Origin of the sequence: Enterobacter sp. Tr-810 (assembly GCF_011752765.1) — a bacterium.
Taxonomy (GTDB): domain Bacteria; phylum Pseudomonadota; class Gammaproteobacteria; order Enterobacterales; family Enterobacteriaceae; genus Enterobacter; species Enterobacter soli.
The window spans coordinates 46,741-68,058 of sequence record NZ_VWWW01000004.1 but is presented as its reverse complement, the minus strand read 5'-3'; the positions used below and the strand labels follow the sequence as shown (position 1 = coordinate 68,058).

Annotated in this window: 25 protein-coding genes and 1 pseudogene; 17 read left to right on the top strand and 9 right to left on the bottom strand. The window is 54.2% G+C overall.

The features are described from left to right. Window positions 1–31 precede the first annotated feature (31 nt). The 4 genes and pseudogenes from speB to F3J30_RS22715 all read right to left on the bottom strand — a co-directional run. Window positions 32–952 (bottom strand): agmatinase, encoded by a 921-nt coding sequence (gene speB / locus F3J30_RS13130; RefSeq protein WP_014071686.1) that lies wholly within the window; start codon window positions 950–952, stop codon window positions 32–34. Between the two features lie 210 nt (window positions 953–1,162). Beyond that, the gene (gene speA, locus F3J30_RS13125; protein ID WP_014071687.1) at window positions 1,163–3,139 is read right to left on the bottom strand and encodes a biosynthetic arginine decarboxylase; all 1,977 of its coding nucleotides are present in this window, start codon (window positions 3,137–3,139) and stop codon (window positions 1,163–1,165) included. Window positions 3,140–3,147: 8 nt separating this feature from the next. Continuing rightward, window positions 3,148–3,279 carry an acid stress response protein YqgB gene (yqgB, locus tag F3J30_RS13120; protein ID WP_166717525.1) on the bottom strand — a complete coding sequence of 44 codons (132 nt, stop codon included), beginning with the start codon at window positions 3,277–3,279 and terminating at the stop codon, window positions 3,148–3,150. Window positions 3,280–3,373: 94 nt separating this feature from the next. Beyond that, window positions 3,374–3,463: pseudogene (locus tag F3J30_RS22715) on the bottom strand (hypothetical protein); the annotation flags it as partial. A 479-nt stretch (window positions 3,464–3,942) separates the two neighbouring features. Here F3J30_RS22715 and metK point away from each other — a divergent pair. The 8 genes from metK (at window position 3,943) to ruvX (ending at window position 11,071) form a co-directional block, all read left to right on the top strand. Then, window positions 3,943–5,097, top strand: a complete 1,155-nt coding sequence (gene metK / locus F3J30_RS13110) for a methionine adenosyltransferase (RefSeq protein WP_014071689.1) — start codon at window positions 3,943–3,945, stop codon at window positions 5,095–5,097. A gap of 415 nt (window positions 5,098–5,512) precedes the next feature. Next, entirely contained in the window at window positions 5,513–6,910 is a 1,398-nt protein-coding gene (galP, locus tag F3J30_RS13105) for a galactose/proton symporter (protein WP_014071690.1), read from the top strand. A 59-nt stretch (window positions 6,911–6,969) separates the two neighbouring features. Beyond that, complete coding sequence (locus F3J30_RS13100) at window positions 6,970–7,467, top strand: SprT family zinc-dependent metalloprotease (RefSeq protein WP_166717524.1); 498 nt, start codon at window positions 6,970–6,972, stop codon at window positions 7,465–7,467. A gap of 94 nt (window positions 7,468–7,561) precedes the next feature. After that, window positions 7,562–8,269, top strand: coding sequence for a deoxyribonuclease I (endA, locus tag F3J30_RS13095; RefSeq protein WP_166717523.1), 708 nt, complete (start codon window positions 7,562–7,564; stop codon window positions 8,267–8,269). A gap of 52 nt (window positions 8,270–8,321) precedes the next feature. Continuing rightward, a complete protein-coding gene (gene rsmE / locus F3J30_RS13090; RefSeq protein WP_166717522.1) occupies window positions 8,322–9,053 on the top strand; it encodes a 16S rRNA (uracil(1498)-N(3))-methyltransferase in 732 nt (243 codons plus the stop codon). A gap of 19 nt (window positions 9,054–9,072) precedes the next feature. Then, window positions 9,073–10,020 (top strand): glutathione synthase, encoded by a 948-nt coding sequence (gshB, locus tag F3J30_RS13085; RefSeq protein ID WP_014071694.1) that lies wholly within the window; start codon window positions 9,073–9,075, stop codon window positions 10,018–10,020. Window positions 10,021–10,094: 74 nt separating this feature from the next. Further along, window positions 10,095–10,655, top strand: coding sequence for a YqgE/AlgH family protein (locus F3J30_RS13080; protein WP_014071695.1), 561 nt, complete (start codon window positions 10,095–10,097; stop codon window positions 10,653–10,655). Then, a complete protein-coding gene (gene ruvX, locus F3J30_RS13075; RefSeq protein WP_014071696.1) occupies window positions 10,655–11,071 on the top strand; it encodes a Holliday junction resolvase RuvX in 417 nt (138 codons plus the stop codon). Before F3J30_RS13080 ends, ruvX begins: the two co-directional genes overlap by 1 nt. Here the strand turns inward: ruvX and F3J30_RS13070 are convergent. Both F3J30_RS13070 and F3J30_RS13065 read right to left on the bottom strand, forming a co-directional pair. Further along, window positions 11,065–11,787 carry an IclR family transcriptional regulator gene (locus tag F3J30_RS13070; RefSeq protein ID WP_166717521.1) on the bottom strand — a complete coding sequence of 241 codons (723 nt, stop codon included), beginning with the start codon at window positions 11,785–11,787 and terminating at the stop codon, window positions 11,065–11,067. The two genes, ruvX and F3J30_RS13070, sit on opposite strands and share 7 nt — an antisense overlap. Window positions 11,788–11,847: 60 nt before the next feature. After that, window positions 11,848–12,855 carry a type IV pilus twitching motility protein PilT gene (locus F3J30_RS13065; protein WP_166717520.1) on the bottom strand — a complete coding sequence of 336 codons (1,008 nt, stop codon included), beginning with the start codon at window positions 12,853–12,855 and terminating at the stop codon, window positions 11,848–11,850. Between the two features lie 17 nt (window positions 12,856–12,872). Here F3J30_RS13065 and F3J30_RS13060 point away from each other — a divergent pair, with 17 nt between their 5' ends. From F3J30_RS13060 to F3J30_RS13035, 6 genes are read left to right on the top strand one after another with little or no spacing between them, the layout of a single operon-like run. Next, window positions 12,873–13,577: a YggS family pyridoxal phosphate-dependent enzyme gene (locus F3J30_RS13060; protein ID WP_166717519.1), complete on the top strand. Its 705-nt coding sequence runs from the start codon at window positions 12,873–12,875 to the stop codon at window positions 13,575–13,577. 18 nt (window positions 13,578–13,595) lie between these two features. Next, window positions 13,596–14,162, top strand: a complete 567-nt coding sequence (locus tag F3J30_RS13055) for a YggT family protein (RefSeq protein WP_014071700.1) — start codon at window positions 13,596–13,598, stop codon at window positions 14,160–14,162. Beyond that, window positions 14,159–14,455 (top strand): DUF167 family protein YggU, encoded by a 297-nt coding sequence (yggU, locus tag F3J30_RS13050; protein WP_014071701.1) that lies wholly within the window; start codon window positions 14,159–14,161, stop codon window positions 14,453–14,455. The genes F3J30_RS13055 and yggU overlap by 4 nt, the downstream gene beginning before the upstream one ends. Before the next feature lie 3 nt (window positions 14,456–14,458). Next, on the top strand, window positions 14,459–15,052 hold the full coding sequence (locus tag F3J30_RS13045; protein ID WP_014071702.1) for an XTP/dITP diphosphatase: 594 nt from the start codon (window positions 14,459–14,461) through the stop codon (window positions 15,050–15,052). Next, entirely contained in the window at window positions 15,045–16,193 is a 1,149-nt protein-coding gene (hemW, locus tag F3J30_RS13040; protein WP_166717518.1) for a radical SAM family heme chaperone HemW, read from the top strand. Before F3J30_RS13045 ends, hemW begins: the two co-directional genes overlap by 8 nt. Before the next feature lie 56 nt (window positions 16,194–16,249). Further along, window positions 16,250–16,612 carry an endonuclease domain-containing protein gene (locus tag F3J30_RS13035; protein WP_166717517.1) on the top strand — a complete coding sequence of 121 codons (363 nt, stop codon included), beginning with the start codon at window positions 16,250–16,252 and terminating at the stop codon, window positions 16,610–16,612. 75 nt (window positions 16,613–16,687) lie between these two features. Here F3J30_RS13035 and F3J30_RS13030 read toward each other — a convergent pair whose 3' ends face one another. Genes F3J30_RS13030 through trmB form a run of 3 tightly spaced genes read right to left on the bottom strand, consistent with a single transcriptional unit; the run spans window position 16,688 to window position 18,506 of the window. Continuing rightward, window positions 16,688–17,407 (bottom strand): DUF2884 domain-containing protein, encoded by a 720-nt coding sequence (locus F3J30_RS13030; RefSeq protein WP_014071705.1) that lies wholly within the window; start codon window positions 17,405–17,407, stop codon window positions 16,688–16,690. Window positions 17,408–17,460: 53 nt separating this feature from the next. Then, window positions 17,461–17,787 (bottom strand): YggL family protein, encoded by a 327-nt coding sequence (locus F3J30_RS13025; RefSeq protein WP_014071706.1) that lies wholly within the window; start codon window positions 17,785–17,787, stop codon window positions 17,461–17,463. Then, complete coding sequence (gene trmB / locus F3J30_RS13020) at window positions 17,787–18,506, bottom strand: tRNA (guanosine(46)-N7)-methyltransferase TrmB (RefSeq protein WP_014071707.1); 720 nt, start codon at window positions 18,504–18,506, stop codon at window positions 17,787–17,789. The genes F3J30_RS13025 and trmB overlap by 1 nt, the downstream gene beginning before the upstream one ends. A gap of 144 nt (window positions 18,507–18,650) precedes the next feature. On the opposite strand from trmB, the gene mutY reads away from it, so the two are divergent. From mutY to mltC, 3 genes are all read left to right on the top strand, one after another. Then, entirely contained in the window at window positions 18,651–19,703 is a 1,053-nt protein-coding gene (gene mutY, locus F3J30_RS13015) for an A/G-specific adenine glycosylase (RefSeq protein WP_166717516.1), read from the top strand. Window positions 19,704–19,729: 26 nt separating this feature from the next. Next, window positions 19,730–20,002 carry an oxidative damage protection protein gene (locus tag F3J30_RS13010; RefSeq protein ID WP_013098674.1) on the top strand — a complete coding sequence of 91 codons (273 nt, stop codon included), beginning with the start codon at window positions 19,730–19,732 and terminating at the stop codon, window positions 20,000–20,002. 125 nt (window positions 20,003–20,127) lie between these two features. Beyond that, a complete protein-coding gene (mltC, locus tag F3J30_RS13005) occupies window positions 20,128–21,204 on the top strand; it encodes a membrane-bound lytic murein transglycosylase MltC (protein WP_041162124.1) in 1,077 nt (358 codons plus the stop codon). The last annotated feature ends 114 nt before the right edge of the window (window positions 21,205–21,318 follow it).

The window sequence follows — 21,318 nt, the reverse complement described above, 5'->3', positions numbered from 1 at the left end:
GCTGGTGAGGGCTTTTACTTAACCGCTAAGCTTACTCGCCTTTTTTCGCAGCCTGGATGTAGAGCATTTCCAGTGCCAGCGTCGCCGCAGCCAGTGCCGTGATTTCTGATTGATCGTACGCAGGCGCAACTTCCACCACGTCCATACCCACGATGTTTAAATCTTTCAGGCCACGCACCAGTTTGATGGCACGATCAGACGTCAGGCCGCCGATCACCGGCGTACCGGTACCCGGAGCAAATGCCGGATCCAGGCAGTCGATGTCGAAGGTCAGGTAAACCGGCATATCGCCCACAATCTGCTTAACCTGCGCAATGATGTCGTCCACGCCACGATCGTTCACCTGGCCTGCATCCAGTACGGTGAAGCCGTTGTCTTTATCGAACTCAGTACGAATACCGATCTGCACAGAGTGGTTCGGATCGATCAGGCCTTCGTTCGGCGCGGTGAAGAACATGGTGCCGTGATCAAATTCACAGCCGTTCGCGTAGGTGTCGGTATGCGCATCAAAGTGCACCAGCGCCATTTTCCCGAAGTGTTTCGCATGGGCACGCAGCAGCGGCAGCGTCACGAAATGGTCACCACCGAAGGAGAGCATACGCTTACCGGCAGCCAGCAGCTTCTCGGCGTGCGCCTGGAGTTTTTCGCTCATCTCACGCGCGTCGCCAAAGGCGTACACCAGGTCACCGCAGTCGACCACGTTCAGGCGCTCGCGCATGTCGAAGTTCCACGGGAAGCGGTTGTGCTCCCAGGCCAGGTTAGTCGATACCTGACGAATGGCTGCCGGGCCATGACGACCACCAGCACGGCCAGAGGTGGCCATATCAAACGGCACGCCGGTGATAACCCAGTCAGCATCGCTATCGTATGGCTGGAAGTTCATCGGAAGGCGTAAAAAACCAAACGCGTTAGATACCAGAGAGTTATCGTACTGATGACCTAAAGTGCTCATGTCCTGACCTCTTTTAAAGTCGATTCATTAAAAACAGATGAAAAAAAATCCCCTCCGCGTCGTTAAACCCGACGAGGAAGGGATTGATTCGTAAATAGCATATTGGGGCGAATTATCGCCGTTAATTCATACGGGTTCAAGAGAGTATAGGGCATTGTGCGGTCTGATGCCCTCACCCCAACCCTCTCCCACAGGGAGAGGGAGGTTTTCTTACTCGTCTTCCAGATAAGTATACCCGTACAGACCCGCTTCAAACTCTTCCAGGAACTGCTGCTGCAATGCATCGTCCAGACCGGTGTTTTTCACCTGATCGCGGAACTGCGTCAGCAGAGTTTTCGGATCCAGCTGAACGTATTCCAGCATGTCCGCCACGGTGTCCCCTTCGTCGGACAACTCAACTTCTACGCTGCCGTCAGGGAAGACAAACACGTCAACCGCTTCGGTATCACCGAACAGGTTGTGCATGTTCCCGAGGATTTCCTGATACGCACCGACCATAAAGAAGCCCAGCATTGGCGGGTTCTCCGGGTCGTATTCCGGCATTGGCATCGTGGTCGCGATACCGTCACCATCGACGTAATGATCGATAGCACCGTCTGAGTCACAGGTGATATCCAGCAGCACCGCGCGGCGTTCCGGAGCGTGGTTCAGCCCTTCCAGCGGCAGTACCGGGAACAGCTGATCAATACCCCATGCATCCGGCATCGACTGGAACAGTGAGAAGTTGACGTAAATCTTATCCGCCATACGTTCCTGCAACTCGTCGATAATCGGACGGTGCGCGCGGTTACTCGGGTCGAGCTGTTTCTGCACTTCATGGCACATGTTCAGATAGAGCTGCTCTGCCCACGCGCGCTCCTGCAAGCTAAAGGTGCCTGAAGAATAACCGACGTGGATGTCATGCAGATCCATCTGGCTGTCGTGCAGCCATTCGCGCAATGAACGGCGCGTACCCGGCTCGTGCATCTCCTGCCAGGTTTCCCACATGCTTTGCAGGGAACGCGGGGCATCGTCTGACGGCGGGGTCGCTTCGGTGGTTTCGCTGCGCTCAACGCCGATAATGTTAGACACCAGCACCGTATGGTGCGCAGTCACCGCGCGGCCCGATTCGGTGATCACCGTCGGGTGCGGCAAGCCGTGTTCTTCACACGCATCGCCAATTGCCCAGATGATGTTGTTCGCGTATTCGTTCAGGCCGTAGTTCACAGAGCAGTCAGACTGCGAGCGTGTACCTTCATAGTCCACACCCAGGCCGCCACCTACGTCGAAGCACTGAATATTTACGCCAAGTTTATGCAGCTCAACGTAGAAACGCGCTGATTCACGCACACCCGTGGCGATGTCGCGGATATTAGCCATCTGCGAACCGAGGTGGAAGTGCAGCAACTGAATGCTGTCCAGACGACCGCGCTCGCGCAGGATCTCCACCAGTTGCAGAACCTGGTTTGCTGCCAGGCCGAATTTGGATTTTTCGCCGCCGGAAGACTGCCATTTACCGGAACCCTGAGAGGCCAGACGCGCACGCACGCCAAGGCGTGGGATCACGTTCAGACGCTCGGCTTCTTCCAGCACGATAGCAATTTCGGACATCTTCTCGATAACCAGATAGACCTTGTGGCCCATCTTCTCGCCAATCAGTGCCAGACGAATGTATTCACGGTCTTTATAGCCGTTACAGACAATCACCGAACGGGTCATCCCCGCGTGTGCCAGAACAGCCATCAGTTCCGCTTTTGAACCCGCTTCCAGCCCCAGCGGTTCGCCAGAGTGGATCAGGGATTCAATGACGCGGCGATGCTGGTTTACCTTGATCGGGTAAACCAGGAAGTAGTCGCCTTTATAGCCGTACGATTCACGCGCGCGTTTGAAGGCGGCATTAATAGAACGCAGGCGATGTTGCAGGATCTGCGGGAAGCAGAACAGTGCAGGCAAACGCTGGCCCTGCGCTTCACGGGCTTTCACCAGTTTGGCGAGATCCACGCGCGCTTCAGGGACGTCGGGATCCGGGCAAACGCTGATGTGGCCCAGTTCGTTGACGTCATAATAGTTATTGCCCCACCAGGCAATATTGTAAGTGCGCAGCATCTTGCTGGCTTCCTGGGAGCTCATCGCAACCTCCTGCATAGAACGTAGTACACCCTGTTCGCCTGCTGACGAAGGCGAAACCGAAGACATGTCGTCAGACATAGCGAACCTCAACTCTTTGTATTAAGTGTAAAACAGTTGACTACTATCGCAGCGTTATACGGCGATAACAACCCATAAACGGCTCCGTTTTCCAGCATAGTATGCTGAAATCCTGACCGTGCGACCGGTTTCTTATTCATATCATTGTAAAACACGTATCCGAACTCTGTATGACAAGGTTCGGCGAAACCACGAGAAAACTCTTGTATTAACAAGAGCGCCCTTGTTCAGTTTTCACAAAGCGTGACCGGCCCTGGAATCCTGAGAAGCGCCGAGATGGGTATAACATCGGCAGGTTTGCAGACTAGAAATGCGGGTTGCGGGAATCAAATGCGCGCCAGAACGGCTGCGCTGAATTAGCGGAAAACGATGGTTCATTATCTCGTATCACCTCCACGGCCGCTCCTGTTGAAACGGACCACAAGCCAAAGCTAAAAGTTCACTGCTTAACCCGGCTGGAAGTGGCGACACGATGAGTTCATCGAGCGCTTTTTTTGTATGAGCCGCGCGCCGCGTTTTATACCGAGAAGGTGGCTAAAAAGCAAAACAAAAATATGCGTGTTGCCAGCGCCGTCAGGAAATATTTCCAGCTTCGATTTCAACACAGTGAGAGCTTAGTCAAAAAAAACTGGAAATCGGGTGAAGAAGTGACCTAAAATAGACGTCCAGATGTTAATCCATCCATACTGATTAACACTCAGACTGCCAGTGTCAAAATCCTGCAGGCCTTGGTAGAATTATCTCCTATGGCTATTCCACACAGCAGCTTGAGCTAACCAAATTCCTCTTAGGTGAAATAAAACATGGCAAAACACCTGTTTACGTCCGAGTCCGTATCAGAAGGACATCCTGATAAAATTGCTGACCAAATCTCCGATGCAGTGCTGGATGCGATCCTTGAGCAGGATCCTAAAGCGCGCGTAGCGTGTGAAACCTATGTCAAAACCGGCATGGTTCTGGTTGGCGGTGAGATCACCACCAGCGCATGGGTTGATATCGAAGAGATCACCCGTAACACGGTGCGTGAAATCGGTTATGTGCATTCTGATATGGGCTTTGATGCCAACTCTTGCGCTGTACTGAGCGCAATCGGCAAACAGTCTCCGGACATCAACCAGGGTGTTGACCGTGCCGATCCGCTGGAACAGGGCGCGGGCGACCAGGGTCTGATGTTCGGTTATGCAACCAACGAAACTGACGTGCTGATGCCAGCACCAGTGACCTACGCACACCGTCTGGTGCAGCGTCAGGCTGAAGTGCGTAAAAACGGCACCCTGCCGTGGCTGCGCCCGGATGCGAAAAGCCAGGTCACCTTCCAGTATGACGACGGCAAAATCGTCGGTATCGATGCCGTGGTTCTGTCCACTCAGCACGCCGAAGATATTGATCAGAAATCTCTGCAAGAAGCCGTGATGGAAGAGATCATCAAGCCGGTTCTGCCTACCGAGTGGCTGAGCGCATCGACCAAATTCTTCATCAACCCAACCGGACGTTTTGTTATCGGTGGCCCAATGGGTGACTGTGGCCTGACCGGTCGTAAAATCATCGTTGATACCTACGGCGGCATGGCGCGTCACGGTGGCGGCGCATTCTCTGGTAAAGATCCGTCTAAAGTTGACCGTTCTGCTGCGTACGCTGCACGTTATGTTGCGAAAAACATCGTTGCTGCGGGCCTGGCTGACCGTTGTGAGATTCAGGTTTCCTACGCAATTGGCGTAGCTGAACCAACCTCCATCATGGTTGAAACCTTCGGTACTGAAAAAGTGCCTTCTGAACAGCTGACCCTGCTGGTGCGCGAGTTCTTCGACCTGCGTCCATACGGCCTGATTCAGATGCTGGATCTGCTGCACCCAATCTACAAAGAAACCGCTGCGTACGGTCACTTTGGTCGTGAGCATTTCCCATGGGAAAAAACCGACAAAGCCGCTCTGCTGCGTGAAGCTGCCGGTCTGAAATAACCGACTCACAGCGTTAAACAGGCCAGCCTTCGCGCTGGCCTTTTTTATGTCGGGTGGCGGCTATGCCTTACTCGACCTACAAGTATTGAGGTACCTGTAGGCCGGGTAAGGCGCAGTCGCCACCCGGCAATGTTTGAAACCGCTTACACCACACCAAATATACCCTCCTTTCAGAATAATCTCTTTGCATGATCGCCTTTCCTCTGCTGTTACATTTCATTTCAGTTAAGTCTGAAATTCAAACAAATCTGATGTGCATCACTCAATTTATATCTATGTTTTCAATGTCTTAATTAAAGTTACATCTGCACACTAGTGTAACCGATTACACCAATGTGATTTGTCTCACATATTTTTACGCTCTACTAACCTACCCTTTACATCGATAAAACTGATAACCCAACTGGAGGGCATAATGCCTGACAATAAAAAACAGGGGCGTACGTCCAACAAGGCGATGACTTTCTTCGTCTGCTTCCTCGCCGCCCTGGCAGGATTACTCTTTGGCCTGGATATCGGCGTCATTGCCGGCGCACTCCCCTTCATCACCGATGAATTCCAGATAACCGCCCACACTCAGGAATGGGTAGTAAGCTCCATGATGTTCGGTGCGGCCGTCGGCGCAGTCGGCAGCGGCTGGCTCTCCTTCAAACTGGGCCGTAAAAAAAGCCTGATGATCGGCGCTATTCTGTTCGTGGCCGGTTCACTGTTTTCTGCGGCGGCACCCAACGTAGAAGTACTGCTGGTATCCCGCGTGCTGCTCGGCCTGGCGGTTGGTGTGGCCTCTTATACCGCTCCGCTTTACCTGTCAGAAATCGCACCTGAGAAAATCCGTGGCAGCATGATTTCGATGTACCAGTTGATGATCACCATCGGTATTCTGGGAGCCTACCTTTCCGATACCGCGTTCAGCTACAGCGGCGCCTGGCGCTGGATGCTCGGCGTCATTATCATCCCTGCGATCCTGCTGCTGATTGGTGTGTTCTTCCTGCCGGACAGCCCGCGCTGGTTTGCCGCGAAACGCCGCTTCGTGGATGCTGAGCGCGTGTTGTTACGCCTGCGCGATACCAGCGCAGAAGCGAAAAATGAACTGGAAGAGATCCGCGAAAGCCTGAAGGTAAAACAATCTGGTTGGGCGTTGTTCAAAGAGAACAGCAACTTCCGCCGCGCCGTATTCCTGGGCGTACTCCTTCAGGTGATGCAGCAGTTCACCGGGATGAACGTCATCATGTACTACGCGCCAAAAATCTTTGAGCTGGCGGGTTACACCAATACTACCGAGCAGATGTGGGGCACCGTGATCGTGGGCCTGACCAACGTGCTGGCTACCTTTATCGCCATTGGTCTGGTTGACCGCTGGGGACGCAAACCAACGCTAACCCTGGGCTTCCTGGTGATGGCGGTGGGGATGGGCGTCCTCGGTACAATGATGCATGTGGGCATTCACTCACCTTCTGCACAGTACTTTGCCGTGGCCATGCTGCTGATGTTTATCGTCGGTTTTGCGATGAGCGCCGGCCCGCTAATTTGGGTACTGTGCTCTGAGATCCAGCCGCTGAAAGGGCGCGATTTTGGTATCACCTGCTCTACCGCAACCAACTGGATTGCCAACATGATTGTCGGCGCAACCTTCCTGACCATGCTCAATAGCCTGGGTAATGCCAACACCTTCTGGGTTTACTCTGGTCTGAACCTGTTCTTTATTGTGCTGACGGTGTGGCTGGTTCCAGAAACCAAACACGTGTCGCTGGAACATATCGAACGTAACCTGATGAAAGGTCGCCCATTGCGCGAGATTGGCGCACACGACTGACCTGCCTGCGGGGAGGTGCCTCTTGCACCTCCCTTTCGCAAGCTCTATGCTCTGCCCCTATGAAAACTTCCCGTCTTCCCATTGCTATTCAGCAGGCCGTGATGCGCAGCCTGCGGGAAAAACTCGCTCTGGCAAACCAGAAGCTCGGTCGCAATTACCCGGAACCTAAGCTCGTCTATCAGCAACGCGGAACCTCTGCCGGAACGGCCTGGCTGGAGTCTTATGAAATTCGTCTGAACCCGGTGCTGATGATGGAAAACCAGCAGGCGTTTATCGATGAAGTGGTTCCGCACGAGCTGGCGCACCTGCTGGTCTGGAAACACTTTGGGCGCGTGGCGCCGCACGGCAAAGAGTGGAAATGGATGATGGAAGCCGTACTTGGCGTTCCTGCACGCAGAACCCATCAGTTCGAGCTTGAGTCTGTTCGCCGCAATACCTTTCCCTACCGCTGTCAGTGCCAGCAGCATCAGCTGACTGTTCGCCGTCATAATCGCGTGGTACGCGGTGAAGCTACCTATCGCTGCGTCAAGTGCGGCGAGCCACTGGTTGCAGAATAATCAATTGAACAATCAGGAACTTTCCTGATCTGACTGATTGCATACAGGAACAACTTTCGTTACGTTGCGGGCTCGTTTTGACACGGAGTTAACGATGTCCCGTACTATTTCTCTCGCGGTCGCTTTTCTGGCGACGGCATTCTCAGGCTATACGCTGGCCGACGGTATCAACAGTTTCTCTCAGGCTAAGACCGCTGGTGTAAAGGTTAACGCTGACGTTCCAGGCGATTTCTACTGTGGCTGTAAGATTAACTGGCAGGGTAAAAAAGGGGTCGTTGATCTCGAATCCTGCGGCTATAAAGTGCGTAAAAACGAAAACCGCGCCAGCCGAATCGAATGGGAACACGTTGTCCCGGCATGGCAGTTTGGCCATCAGCGCCAGTGCTGGCAGGACGGTGGGCGTAAAAATTGCGCCAAAGACCCGGTCTATCGCCAGATGGAAAGCGATATGCACAACCTGCAACCGGCGGTGGGCGAAGTGAACGGCGATCGCGGCAACTTTATGTACGGCCAGTGGAATGGCGGCGAGGGTCAGTACGGACAGTGCGCCATGAAGGTAGATTTTAAAGAGAAAGTGGCTGAGCCACCGGCTCGTGCGCGCGGCAGTATCGCCCGCACCTACTTCTATATGCGCGACCGTTACGACCTCACCCTCTCCCGCCAGCAGACACAGCTGTTTAATGCCTGGGATAAGCAGTATCCGGTCACCGACTGGGAGTGTCAGCGCGACGAACGCATCGCCAAAGCCCAGGGGAATCATAACCCTTATGTCCAGCGCGCTTGCCAGGCGCAAAAGAGCTAACCTACACTAGCGGCAATTCGCTTACATTGCATGACACACGGAATTTCTGACTATGCGCATTCCCCGCATCTACCACCCTGAACTGATTACCGCAGGTCGCGAAATCGCCCTGTCCGACGAAGCCGCTAACCATGTTGGCCGCGTGCTGCGCATGGGCGCAGGCCAGGCTATCCAGCTTTTCGACGGCTCAAATCAGGTTTTCGACGCTGAAATCACCCGTGCTGATAAGAAGAGCGTGCACGTCAATGTGCTGCGTGGCGAAGTGGATGACCGTGAATCGCCGCTGCATATTCATTTAGGCCAGGTGATGTCACGCGGTGAAAAGATGGAATTCACCATCCAGAAATCGATCGAACTGGGTGTAAGCCTCATTACGCCACTTTTTTCTGAGCGCTGTGGCGTTAAACTGGATGCGGAACGTCTGAACAAAAAGATCCAGCAGTGGCAGAAAATTGCCATTGCTGCCTGTGAACAGAGTGGCCGCAACCGTATCCCGGAGATCCGCCCGGCGATGGATCTGGAAGACTGGTGCGCTGAACAGGACTGTGGGCTTAAGCTCAACCTCCACCCGCGCGCCAGCGCCAGTATTAATACGCTGCCGCTGCCCGTTGAACGCGTTCGCCTGTTGATTGGCCCGGAAGGCGGCCTGTCCGCTGACGAAATTGCTATGACGGCACGTTACGAGTTTACTGATATTCTGTTGGGACCTCGCGTTCTGCGCACTGAGACAACGGCACTCACTGCCATTACCGCGCTGCAAGTGCGGTTTGGCGATCTGGGTTGAAGCATTATTGGAGAGGAACATGATCAAGCTCGGCATCGTGATGGATCCCATCGCAAACATTAACATCAAGAAAGATTCCAGCTTCGCTATGCTGCTGGAAGCACAGCGTCGCGGCTATGAACTCCACTACATGGAGATGAACGATCTCTACCTGATCAACGGCGAAGCCCGCGCACGCACCCGTATTGTTAACGTCGAGCAGAACTACGATAAATGGTACGAATTCGGCACCGAGCAGGATATCCAGCTAGCCGATCTCGATGTGATCCTTATGCGTAAAGATCCGCCGTTCGACACCGAATTTATCTACTGCACCTATATCCTTGAGCGCGCAGAAGAGAAAGGCACGCTGATCGTGAACAAACCGCAGAGCCTGCGCGACTGTAACGAGAAGCTCTACACCGCCTGGTTCTCGGACCTGACGCCGGAAACGCTGGTGACCCGCAGTAAGGCCCAGCTGAAAGCCTTCTGGCAGAAGCACGGCGATATCATCATGAAACCGCTGGACGGTATGGGCGGCGCATCGATTTTCCGCGTGAAAGAAAGCGACCCGAACATTGGTGTGATTGCCGAAACGCTGACCGAACTGGGTACCCGTTACTGCATGGCGCAAAACTATCTGCCTGCCATTGTCGATGGCGACAAGCGCGTTCTGGTGGTGGATGGCGAACCGGTTCCTTACTGCCTGGCGCGTATCCCGCAGGGTGGCGAAACCCGTGGTAACCTGGCGGCCGGTGGCCGTGGCGAACCGCGTCCGTTGACCGAAAGCGACTGGGAAATTGCCCGCCGAGTAGGCCCAACGCTTAAAGCCAAAGGCCTGATCTTCGTCGGCCTGGATATCATCGGCGACCGTCTGACCGAAGTGAACGTCACCAGCCCAACCTGCATTCGTGAAATCGAGGCCGAATTCCCTGTCTCGATCACCGGAATGCTGATGGACGCTATCGAAAAACGTTTACAGAAATAACCTGTGACAGCGCCTGAGTTTGTCCCCATACTGGGCGCTGTCGCTTTTTAAACCAGGAAACAGAACCTCTGACAATGAATTTACAGCATCACTTTCTTATTGCCATGCCTGCTCTCCAGGATCCCATTTTCCGCCGTTCCGTCGTTTATATCTGTGAATACAATGAAGACGGTGCGATGGGTATCATCATTAATAAGCCTCTGGAAAACCTGCAAATCGAAGGCATTCTGGAAAAACTAAAAATCACCACTGAAGAGCGTCTGCCTGAAATCCGTCTTGATAAGCCGGTGATGTTAGGCGGGCCGCTGGCTGAAGATCGCGGTTTTATCCTGCATACGCCGCCGGGCTTCTCTTCCAGCATCCGGATCTCGGATAACACCGTAGTCACCACTTCGCGCGACGTGCTTGAAACACTGGGTACCGCCGAACAGCCTTCGGAAGTGCTGGTTGCGCTGGGCTATGCGTCCTGGGAAAAAGGCCAGCTCGAGCAGGAGATCCTGGATAATGCATGGCTGACTGCGCCTGCGGATCTGAACATCCTGTTTAAGACCCCTATCGCCGATCGCTGGCGTGATGCGGCTAAACTTATCGGCATTGATATTCTGACCATGCCGGGCGTAGCGGGGCACGCGTAATGAGCGGTACGCTTTTAGCTTTTGATTTTGGCACCCGCAGTATTGGCGTTGCCGTCGGCCAGCGCATTACCGGCACGGCGCGCCCGCTGACGGCGTTAAAAGCGAACGATGGCACGCCAGACTGGACGCTGATCGAGCGCCTGCTCAAAGAGTGGCAACCGGATGACGTTATCGTTGGGCTACCGCTGAATATGGATGGCACCGAACAGCCGCTCACCGCGCGCGCACGTAAGTTCGCCAACAAAATCCACGGCCGCTTTGGGGTATCGGTAAAGCTGCACGACGAACGCCTGAGCACCGTCGAAGCCCGCGCAGGCCTGTTTGAGCACGGCGGTTTCAGGGCGCTCAACAAAGGCAGCGTGGACTCAGCCTCTGCCGTAGTGATCCTCGAAAGCTATTTCGAACAGGGCTACTGAGCTTCTTCTGAATTGCCCGTAAAATCGGGCATTTCCAGCAGCTTAGCGTTGAGTTCCTGTAGCGCCTGAAGACGTGCTTCCACCACCTCTTTCCCGACACCCCACATCCCGGCAAATGCCAGCGCAGCATGATGCGCACCAACCGGAATCGCCATCGACACTTCCCCATCATCGTGATGCCAGATAACGCGGCCAGTTTTACGCTGTTGCTCAACGTGGGGCGCCAGGTTGCGCCACTGCTCGTCGGTGAAGCGTAATTTCAGCTGTTCGTCGCTCTCTTCTGCCAGCAATGCCATGCCAATGACGGACTGCCAGGCCGGAAGCATCCGATAACCGGCCAGCGCCTGTGTCGTTTGGCTGCCAGGCACCGAGTGCCAGATATAGATAATCTGATCCTCCCACAGCACGCCGAGCGCGACGACAATATCGCGAGGCGCGTAACGCTCCAGTATGGGCAGGGCACGGGAAAAAAGCGCTGAGCCACGAATGGACTGCGCCGCCAGGGCATGGATACCCGGCCCGGGCAGATAGCGGCGGTGTTCGTCCTGCATCGTCAGGCCAATCGAGGCCATTGTCATCAGCAGGCGGTTAGCGCGAGTGGTGTTAATTCCCATCAGACGCGCCAGCTCGCGACACCCAATCGCACGATCGCTGGACACCAGGTATTGCAGACAGCGTATACCGTCAATCAGGCTTTGATTTGGTTGTGATGACATGGTTTCGTTTGCTCAAAAGGTAGAGAGTCGATTCTACCGCTCGCACGGATGGAAACAAGGTCAACCAGACGCAACGACTGACCTTTCGTGAAGCCGCCCCTGCGCTCTGCGTTCAGCAAAGCTTTGGTCAAAATTTTGCATCCCTGCCTGTTGCCCGGTCTGGATAATACCGGGCAACTGCCAGGTTTTGCCCTCGCGGATAAGGTTTGCTGCCGCTGAGGTATTCACCAGCAGTTCGTACAGCGCCACGCGTCCTCCCTGGACGTCCCGACAAAGCTTTTGCGCCAGCACTGCGCGCAGACTACCCGCCAGCTGATTACGCACCGGGTCTTTTTCCTGTGCCGGAAAGGTATCGACCAGGCGCTCTATTGCCTGCGCAGCCCCACGCGTATGCAGCGTTGCCAGCACCAGATGGCCAGTTTCCGCCGCCGTAAGGGCCAGCCTGATCGTTTCGCTATCGCGAAGCTCACCTAATAAAATCACGTCAGGATCTTCACGTAATGCAGCGCGAAGCGCCTCTGCAAATGAAGGGCAGTGCTGGCCTATCTCCCGCTGATGGATAAGACAGCGATCGCTTTGATAAATAAACTCAACCGGGTCTTCCAGCGTCAAAATGTGTTTATCGTAGTGGCGGTTAAGATGATCCACCATTGCCGCAAGCGTAGTGGATTTGCCACTTCCGGTTGCCCCCGTCACCAGAATCAGACCGCTGTCGTTGTCCAGCAGTACCGGAAGCGTACGCGGCGCCCCCAGCGCCGAAAGCTGCGGGCAGTTTGCTGGCAAGAGTCTGAGCGTGAGTGAGGTACCGTTAATGTGGCTGAATGCGCTGCCGCGTAAACGCTGCTGGCTGGCGAGCGTCACGGCAAAATCGACCTGCCCGTTTGCCCACCAGGTCCCCTGTTGTTCGTCGTTAAGCCATGTTTTTAATAGCTGAGTAATATCCGGCGGCGGGAATGGCGCAGGTTCAAGCGTACCAGCCCTGCGCCAGCGTGGCGGTGAATCACTGCACAGGTGTAGATCCGACACGTTATGCTTTACACTAAGGGCCACCATTTCTTCCATCACCACACGACTCTCCTTGGAAAATGAACGACATTGCGCATAACCTGGCACAGGTCCGGGACAAAATCTCAGCCGCTGCAACGCGTTGCGGCCGTGCTCCAGAAGAAGTTACTTTACTTGCAGTGAGCAAAACCAAGCCTGCGAGCGCCATCGCAGAAGCGATTGCCGCTGGCCATCGCGCGTTTGGTGAAAACTACGTGCAGGAGGGCGTGGACAAAATTCACTATTTCCAGGAATTGGGAAATAGCGACCTGCAATGGCACTTTATTGGCCCGTTGCAGTCGAACAAAAGCCGTCTGGTTGCAGAGCACTTTGACTGGTGTCATACCCTTGACCGCCTGCGGATTGCGACCCGTCTCAACGAGCAACGTCCGGCCGGGCTTGCGCCACTTAACGTGCTGATTCAAATCAATATCAGTGACGAAAACAGCAAGTCAGGCATCGCGCTAAACGAGCTGGATACGTTGGCGGCAGAGGTGGCCGCGCTGCCCGGGTTAACCCTGCGCGGATTAATGGCCATCCCGGCGCCTGAGTCAAGTTACGAAAGGCAGTTTGCCGTGGCACAGCAAATGGCTGTAGCATTTGAGGCGCTTAAAGCGCGCTACTCCACGGTAGATACGCTTTCTCTGGGCATGTCGGACGATATGGAAGCCGCAATTGCGGCAGGCAGCACTATGGTGCGCATTGGCACAGCTATTTTCGGTGCGCGCGATTACCCCCAAAAATAAGGAAACCTGAGGAACGCCATGAAGACGTTGACTTTCCTGCTCTCAACGGTGATTGAACTGTATACGATGGCGCTTTTACTGCGCGTCTGGATGCAGTGGGCGCGTTGTGATTTTTATAATCCCTTCTCGCAGTTTGTTGTGAAAATCACGCAACCTGTAGTGGGGCCGCTGCGCCGTGTGATCCCGGCGATGGGCCCAATTGACAGTGCCTCTTTACTGGTCGCTTTTATACTCAGCGTCATTAAGGCCATCGTGCTGTTTATGGTGGTGACGTTCCAGCCGATTATCTGGATCGCCGCCGTTCTGATTCTGGTCAAAACCATCGGGTTGTTAATCTTCTGGGTCTTGCTGGTGATGGCAATCATGAGCTGGGTAAGCCAGGGCCGTAGTCCGGTGGAATATGCCCTGATTCAGCTTGCCGAGCCGCTGCTGCGCCCGATCCGCAGTCTGTTGCCTTCGATGGGCGGCATCGACTTTTCACCGATGATTCTGGTGTTGCTGTTGTACGTCATCAACATGGGTATCACCGAGCTGCTACAGGCTACGGGCAACATGCTGCTGCCGGGGCTGTGGATGGCGTTATGAGTGCAGTAAGCACCTGCGCCGATGGGCTGGTTTTACGGTTGTATATTCAACCGAAAGCCAGCCGCGATAGTATTGTTGGACTGCATGGCGACGAATTAAAAGTCGCCATCACCGCCCCACCCGTTGATGGCCAGGCGAATGCGCATCTGACCAAATATCTGGCTAAACAGTTTCGCGTTGCTAAAAGCCAGGTCATCATTGAAAAGGGTGAACTTGGGCGTCATAAACAGGTAAAAATCCTCGATCCGCAATCCATCCCGACGGAAGTCGCGGCTCTGAAAGAACAGGAATAAACGATGCAGAAAGTTGTTCTCGCTACCGGTAACGCCGGTAAAGTGCGCGAGCTGGCCTCGCTGTTGAATGATTTTGGTCTGGATGTCGTTGCACAGACAGAACTGGGCGTAGAGTCCGCTGAAGAGACAGGCCTGACATTTATTGAAAACGCGATCCTGAAAGCGCGCCACGCGGCACAGGTGACCGGCCTGCCCGCCATTGCCGATGACTCCGGCCTGGCTGTTGATTTTCTGGGTGGTGCGCCGGGGATCTATTCCGCGCGTTATTCAGGCGTTGATGCCACTGACCAGCAGAATCTGGAAAAGCTGCTTGTCGCCCTGAAAGATGTTCCTGACGAAAAGCGCCAGGCACAGTTCCACTGCGTGCTGGTGTATATGCGCCATGCGGAAGACCCTACGCCAATCGTCTGCCACGGCAGCTGGCCGGGTGTGATTACCCGCGAAGCGGCAGGCAACGGCGGCTTTGGCTATGACCCGATTTTCTTTGTCCCGACCGAGGGCAAAACCGCTGCGGAACTGACCCGCGAAGAGAAAAGTGCGATTTCTCACCGTGGACGCGCACTGAAACTGTTACTGGAAGCATTACGTAATGGCTAATTTGCCACCTCTGAGTCTTTATATTCATATCCCGTGGTGCGTGCAGAAATGCCCGTACTGCGATTTCAACTCTCATGCGCTGAAAGGCGAAGTACCGCATGACGATTACGTTGCGCATCTGCTGGCTGACCTGGATGCCGACGTGCCTTACGCACAGGGACGTGAAGTTAAGACCATTTTTATTGGTGGCGGTACGCCGAGCCTGCTGTCAGGCCCGGCAATGCAAACGCTGCTGGATGGCGTGCGAGCGCGCCTCAATCTGGCGGCGGATGCTGAAATTACGATGGAAGCCAACCCCGGAACCGTTGAAGCTGACCGTTTTGTCGAGTATCAGCGTGCGGGTGTGAACCGTATTTCCATCGGCGTGCAGAGTTTTAGCGAGCCAAAATTAAAACGTCTGGGACGTATTCACGGCCCGGAAGAGGCAAAACGCGCGGCACACCTGGCAACAGGCCTGGGTCTTCGCAGTTTTAACCTCGATTTAATGCACGGCCTGCCGGATCAGTCCCTGGAAGAGGCGCTGGACGACCTGCGCCAGGCCATTGCGCTGAACCCGCCGCATCTCTCCTGGTATCAGTTGACCATTGAACCGAACACGCTGTTTGGCTCCCGCCCACCGGTGCTACCGGATGACGACGCGCTGTGGGATATCTTTGAGCAGGGGCATCAGCTTCTGACCGCCGCTGGCTATCAGCAGTACGAAACCTCCGCCTATGCGAAGCCAGGTTACCAGTGTCAGCACAACCTGAACTACTGGCGATTTGGTGATTATCTGGGTATTGGCTGCGGTGCACACGGTAAAGTGACCTTCCCGGACGGGCGCATTCTGCGTACCGCCAAGACGCGTCATCCACGCGGGTTTATGGAAGGACGTTATCTGGAACGCAGTCACGATGTTGAGGCTGCTGATAAACCGTTCGAGTTCTTCATGAACCGCTTCCGCCTGCTGGAAGCCGCCCCGCGTGCGGAGTTTACGCTGTATACCGGGTTGCCGGAGTCGGTTATACGCCCGCAGATTGACGAAGCGCTGGCACAGAAGTATCTCACCGAGTGTGATGATTTCTGGCAGATAACTGAGCATGGAAAACTGTTCTTAAACTCCCTTCTTGAGCTGTTCCTCGCCGAAGATCCTGAACGCTGATTCCGGATTTTGCATCCCGTTCTGCCAGCTGAGAGAAAGGCTGGCAGAGTGTGGGGATGGACAATATTCGTTCTTATGCAAAACAGCTCAGACACGAGCTCACAATGGAAGAAAAACGGCTCTGGTATTTATTACGTAGCCGTCGCTTCTCTCACTATAAATTCCGTCGGCAACACCCTGTGGGTCATTACATTCTGGATTTTGCCTGTTGCGAAGCACGTCTGGCAATCGAGCTGGATGGTGGGCAACATGATGAAAAGCAGGGATATGATTGGCAAAGGACGATCTGGTTAAATCAACAAGGCTGGCGTGTCATTCGATTCTGGAACAACGAGCTCTGGGATAACGAAGAGGGCGTGTTAGAAAATATCCTTGAGACACTGCAAGCACTTCTACCCTCACCCCGGCCCTCTCCCTGAAAGGGAGAGGGAGCAAACCATCCCCTCGCCCCTTTGGGGAGAGGGTTAGGGTGAGGGGCCCAGCGCGCAGAAGCGTTACTTCAGCGTCCCCACCAGCGCCTTACGGCTGTCCTCCAGCGACACTACGCGCTTACACACGTCTTTACCGAACTGCTGGAAATCATCTTCCTGATTCTTCCATTCGTTCTGAATCGAGGTCTGAAGGCCGCCCAGGCTACCTAAAACGCCCTGCAATGGGTTTCCGCCGCCTTTCAGCACGGCTTTGGCGCCCATTTCGTTGATGCTGTCCTGCAAGATACCGCCCATCGCCTGATTCACCAGTTGCTGGCCGTCGGCACGGACCTGGTCAATCGCCTTATAGTGGAACGTCAGGCCATCGGTGCGATGCTCAATAATACGGTTCATCTGCTCTTTCAGCTGTTTGTCCAGCTTGGTGAGGCGAGTACGCATATTGCTGCTCTCACCCACCTCTTTGGTGATGATTTTATCCAGTGCGACACGGCTCTTTTCCACGCGTGTCAGCGCACCTTCATCAATCCACGGCAGTGCGGTACGCAAATCTGCCTGATAATCTTTTGCCTGCTCGCGCTGCGCGGCGCTCAGGTTGTACTGTTTGCCGTTAAACGTTACGTTGCCATCCGGCGTAATCACCAGATTGCCGTTTTCGCCTTTAACCTGCACGGTTTGCGGGCTTAATACCACATCGTCGCGCGGCGTCACGCCACATTTGTACTCCGCATGGGCGGTGAATCCGGTTGCCATTAAAGCAACAGCCAGCAACGTTTTGCGCATCATAAAAACTCCCTCAGACAAAATGGGCCAGCTAATGCTGGCCCCTTGATGCTTACTTAGTCCCACCAAATATCGAAAAGTTCGCTGATGCGCACGTCTTCAAATTTGCGGTCTTCAAGCCATTTACGTACTGCTGCCTGATGTTCTTCAGTACATTTACCCACTTCTTGCAGGCAAATCAGGCCTTCCCATGCCAGGTAGCCACTGCCGTCAAACGCCAGCTTGTTTGGCTCAATCACGTCGCTGATGAAGGCATCAACATCCTGATCAATTTGCTCTACGCTGGTACCTTCCGGGAAACGCCATGCAATAGAGAAACCGACTTCCTGGAATTCCTCGATGTGCATTTTTTTACGCAGACGACGGCTACGGTTCTTTGCCATTATTTCACCCTCTCGAACATTAAGTCCCATACACCGTGACCAAGACGATGGCCACGCTGTTCAAATTTCGTCACCGGACGTGAGTCCGGGCGCGGTACATAGTCGTTGCTCTCAGACTGGTTTTTATACCCGTCCAGAGACGACATCACTTCCAGCATATGTTCCGCATAAGGTTCCCAGTCGGTCGCCATGTGGAAGACGCCGCCCAGTTTAAGTTTGCTTTTTACAAGCTCAGCAAACTGCGCCTGAACGATACGGCGTTTATTATGACGTGCTTTGTGCCACGGGTCAGGGAAAAAGAGCTGAACCATGTTCAAAGAATTGTCAGGAATCATTTTGTGCAGCACTTCAACCGCGTCGTGACACATCACGCGCAGGTTTTCTACGCCCTCTTCATGGGCAGTCGCCAGACATGCACCCACGCCCGGCGAGTGAACCTCAATACCGAGGAAGTTCTGCTCCGGGCGCGCTTTAGCCATGGTCACAAGCGACGTGCCCATGCCAAAACCAATCTCAAGCGTAACCGGCGTTTCGCGGCCAAACAGTTCGGCGAAATCAACAGGCTGTTCACTGAACTCAACGCCCATCACCGGCCAGTAGTTGTCCAGCGCATGTTGCTGCCCTTTGGTCAGGCGGCCCTGACGGCGGACAAAGCTGCGAATACGGCGCAGCGGGCGGCCGTTTTCATCAAATTCCGGTGAAATGACGTCGTTTTTCATAAAAGAGTTGTCTGCTTGTGAGAATGTTCGGGAAACGGGCATTATCCAAAGTTAAGGCTTCTATGCAAGCATGGGAAAGATCCGGTTTACAGCAGATTGACGCTGTGCTGCAATCTGCGTCCCTGATTATGTGAATCGATAACCATGCAAGCCTCTCAATTTTCAGCCCAGGTGCTGGACTGGTACGACAAATACGGGCGTAAAACCCTGCCCTGGCAAATTGAAAAAACGCCTTACAAAGTATGGCTCTCCGAAGTGATGTTGCAACAAACGCAGGTCGCTACGGTTATTCCTTACTTTGAGCGTTTTATGGCACGCTTCCCGACGGTGACCGATCTGGCGAATGCTCCGCTGGACGAGGTGCTGCACCTGTGGACGGGGCTTGGCTATTACGCCCGTGCGCGTAACCTGCACAAAGCCGCACAGCAGGTTGCCACCCGCCATCAGGGCAAATTCCCTGAAACCTTTGAAGAAGTTGCAGACTTACCCGGTGTTGGGCGCTCAACCGCTGGCGCGATCCTCTCTTTGTCATTAGGCAAACATTTCCCAATCCTCGACGGTAACGTCAAGCGCGTGCTCGCACGGTGTTATGCCGTGGGCGGCTGGCCAGGCAAGAAAGAGGTTGAGAAACGTCTGTGGGAAATCAGCGAAGAGGTTACCCCGGCGAAAGGTGTGGAACGTTTTAATCAGGCAATGATGGATCTGGGCGCGATGGTCTGTACCCGTTCCCGACCTAAGTGCGAACTCTGCCCGGTGAATAATATTTGCGTGGCGTATGCCAACAACAGCTGGGCACAGTACCCGGGCAAAAAACCGAAACAGACGATTCCGGAGCGCACTGGCTACATGTTGCTGATGCAGCAGGGTGATGACGTATTCCTCGCCCAGCGCCCGCCAAGCGGCCTGTGGGGTGGTCTATACTGCTTCCCACAATTTGAAGATGAAGCATCGCTGCGGGAATGGCTTAAGCAGCGTGGGATTGCTGCCGATAACCTCACGCAACAGACCGCGTTTCGCCACACCTTTAGCCATTTCCATCTGGATATTGTGCCAATGTGGCTTCCCGTGTCCTCATTTGCCGCGTGCATGGATGAAGGCCCGGCTCTCTGGTATAACTTAGCGCAACCGCCATCAGTCGGGCTCGCGGCTCCCGTAGAGCGTCTGTTACAGCAATTACGTGCCGGTGCAATGGTTTAGCATTGGCAAGATAAAGAGGAATGAGTATGGCCAGAACCATTTTTTGCACTTTTTTACAGCGCGACGCTGAAGGACAAGACTTTCAGCTCTATCCAGGCGAATTAGGCAAGCGCATCTATAACGAGATCTCCAAAGAAGCCTGGGGACAATGGCAGAAGAAGCAGACCATGCTGATTAACGAGAAAAAACTCAGCATGATGAACCCGGAACACCGCAAGCTGCTGGAACAGGAAATGGTGAACTTCCTGTTCGAAGGTAAAGACGTACACATCGAAGGCTATACGCCACCGGAAAAATAATATTCTGCGGGCTGGTGCCCGGCGGCGCTTTGCTTGCGCGGGCCTACGGTTTTGTAGGCCGGGTAAGCGCAGCGCCACCCGGCAAAAGCAACGACTAAGCAAACACAACACGCACTCCCGGAATGATGAAAAAATTTTTAGCGCTAGCTCTTATTGCGCCGTTGCTTGTGTCTTGTTCATCTAAAAAAGGCGATGATTACAACGAAGCCTGGGTAAAGGACACCAACGGTTTTGACATTTTGATGGGGCAATTTGCCCATAACATCGAAAATATTTGGGGATTTAACGAAGTTCTTATCGCTGGCCCTAAGGACTACGTTAAGTACACCGACGCTTACCAGACCCGTAGCCACATCAATTTTGATGAGGGTACGATCACGGTCGAAACTATCGCGGGCACTGAACCTGCCGCACGCTTACGCCAGGCTATTATCAAGACCCTGCTGATGGGCGATGATCCGGGCTCTATCGACCTCTACTCCGATGCTGACGACATTACTATCTCCAAAGAACCGTTCCTGTACGGTCAGGTTGTCGATCAGACCGGTCAGGCGATTCGCTGGGAAGGTCGCGCCACAAAATTCGCCGACTACCTGCTGCAAACGCGTCTGAAAAGCCGGACTAACGGGCTGCGCATTATTTACAGCGTGACCATCAATCTGGTGCCAAACCACCTTGATAAACGTGCACATAAATACGTGGGCATGGTGCGTCAAGCGTCGCGGAAATACGGCGTGGATGAGTCGCTGATTCTGGCGATTATGCAGACCGAATCCTCCTTTAACCCATACGCCGTGAGCCGTTCTGATGCATTAGGCCTGATGCAGGTTGTCCAGCACAGCGCCGGGAAAGATGTTTTCCGTTCACAAGGAAAATCGGGTACGCCAAGCCGTAGCTACCTGTTCGATCCGCAAAGCAACATTGATACCGGCACGGCGTATCTGGCGATGCTGAACAATGTCTATCTGGGCGGAATTGATAACCCAACCTCACGTCGCTATGCGGTGATCACCGCGTATAACGGCGGTGCGGGCAGCGTACTGCGCGTCTTCTCCAGTGACAAAGTGCAGGCGGCGAACATCATCAACAGCATGGCACCGGGCGATGTCTATTCGACGCTGACCTCCCGCCACCCGTCGGCGGAATCCCGTCGTTATCTGTACAAGGTGAATACGGCGCAGAAGAACTACCGCCGCCGTTAGTCCCCTCACCCTACCCTCTCCCCCAAGGGGAGAGGGTAAAAAGAACCCACCCATACGAAAATGTTATTTGCATCACAATCCAAACTGCAAATTAATGTGGATTGCATTTTTTTG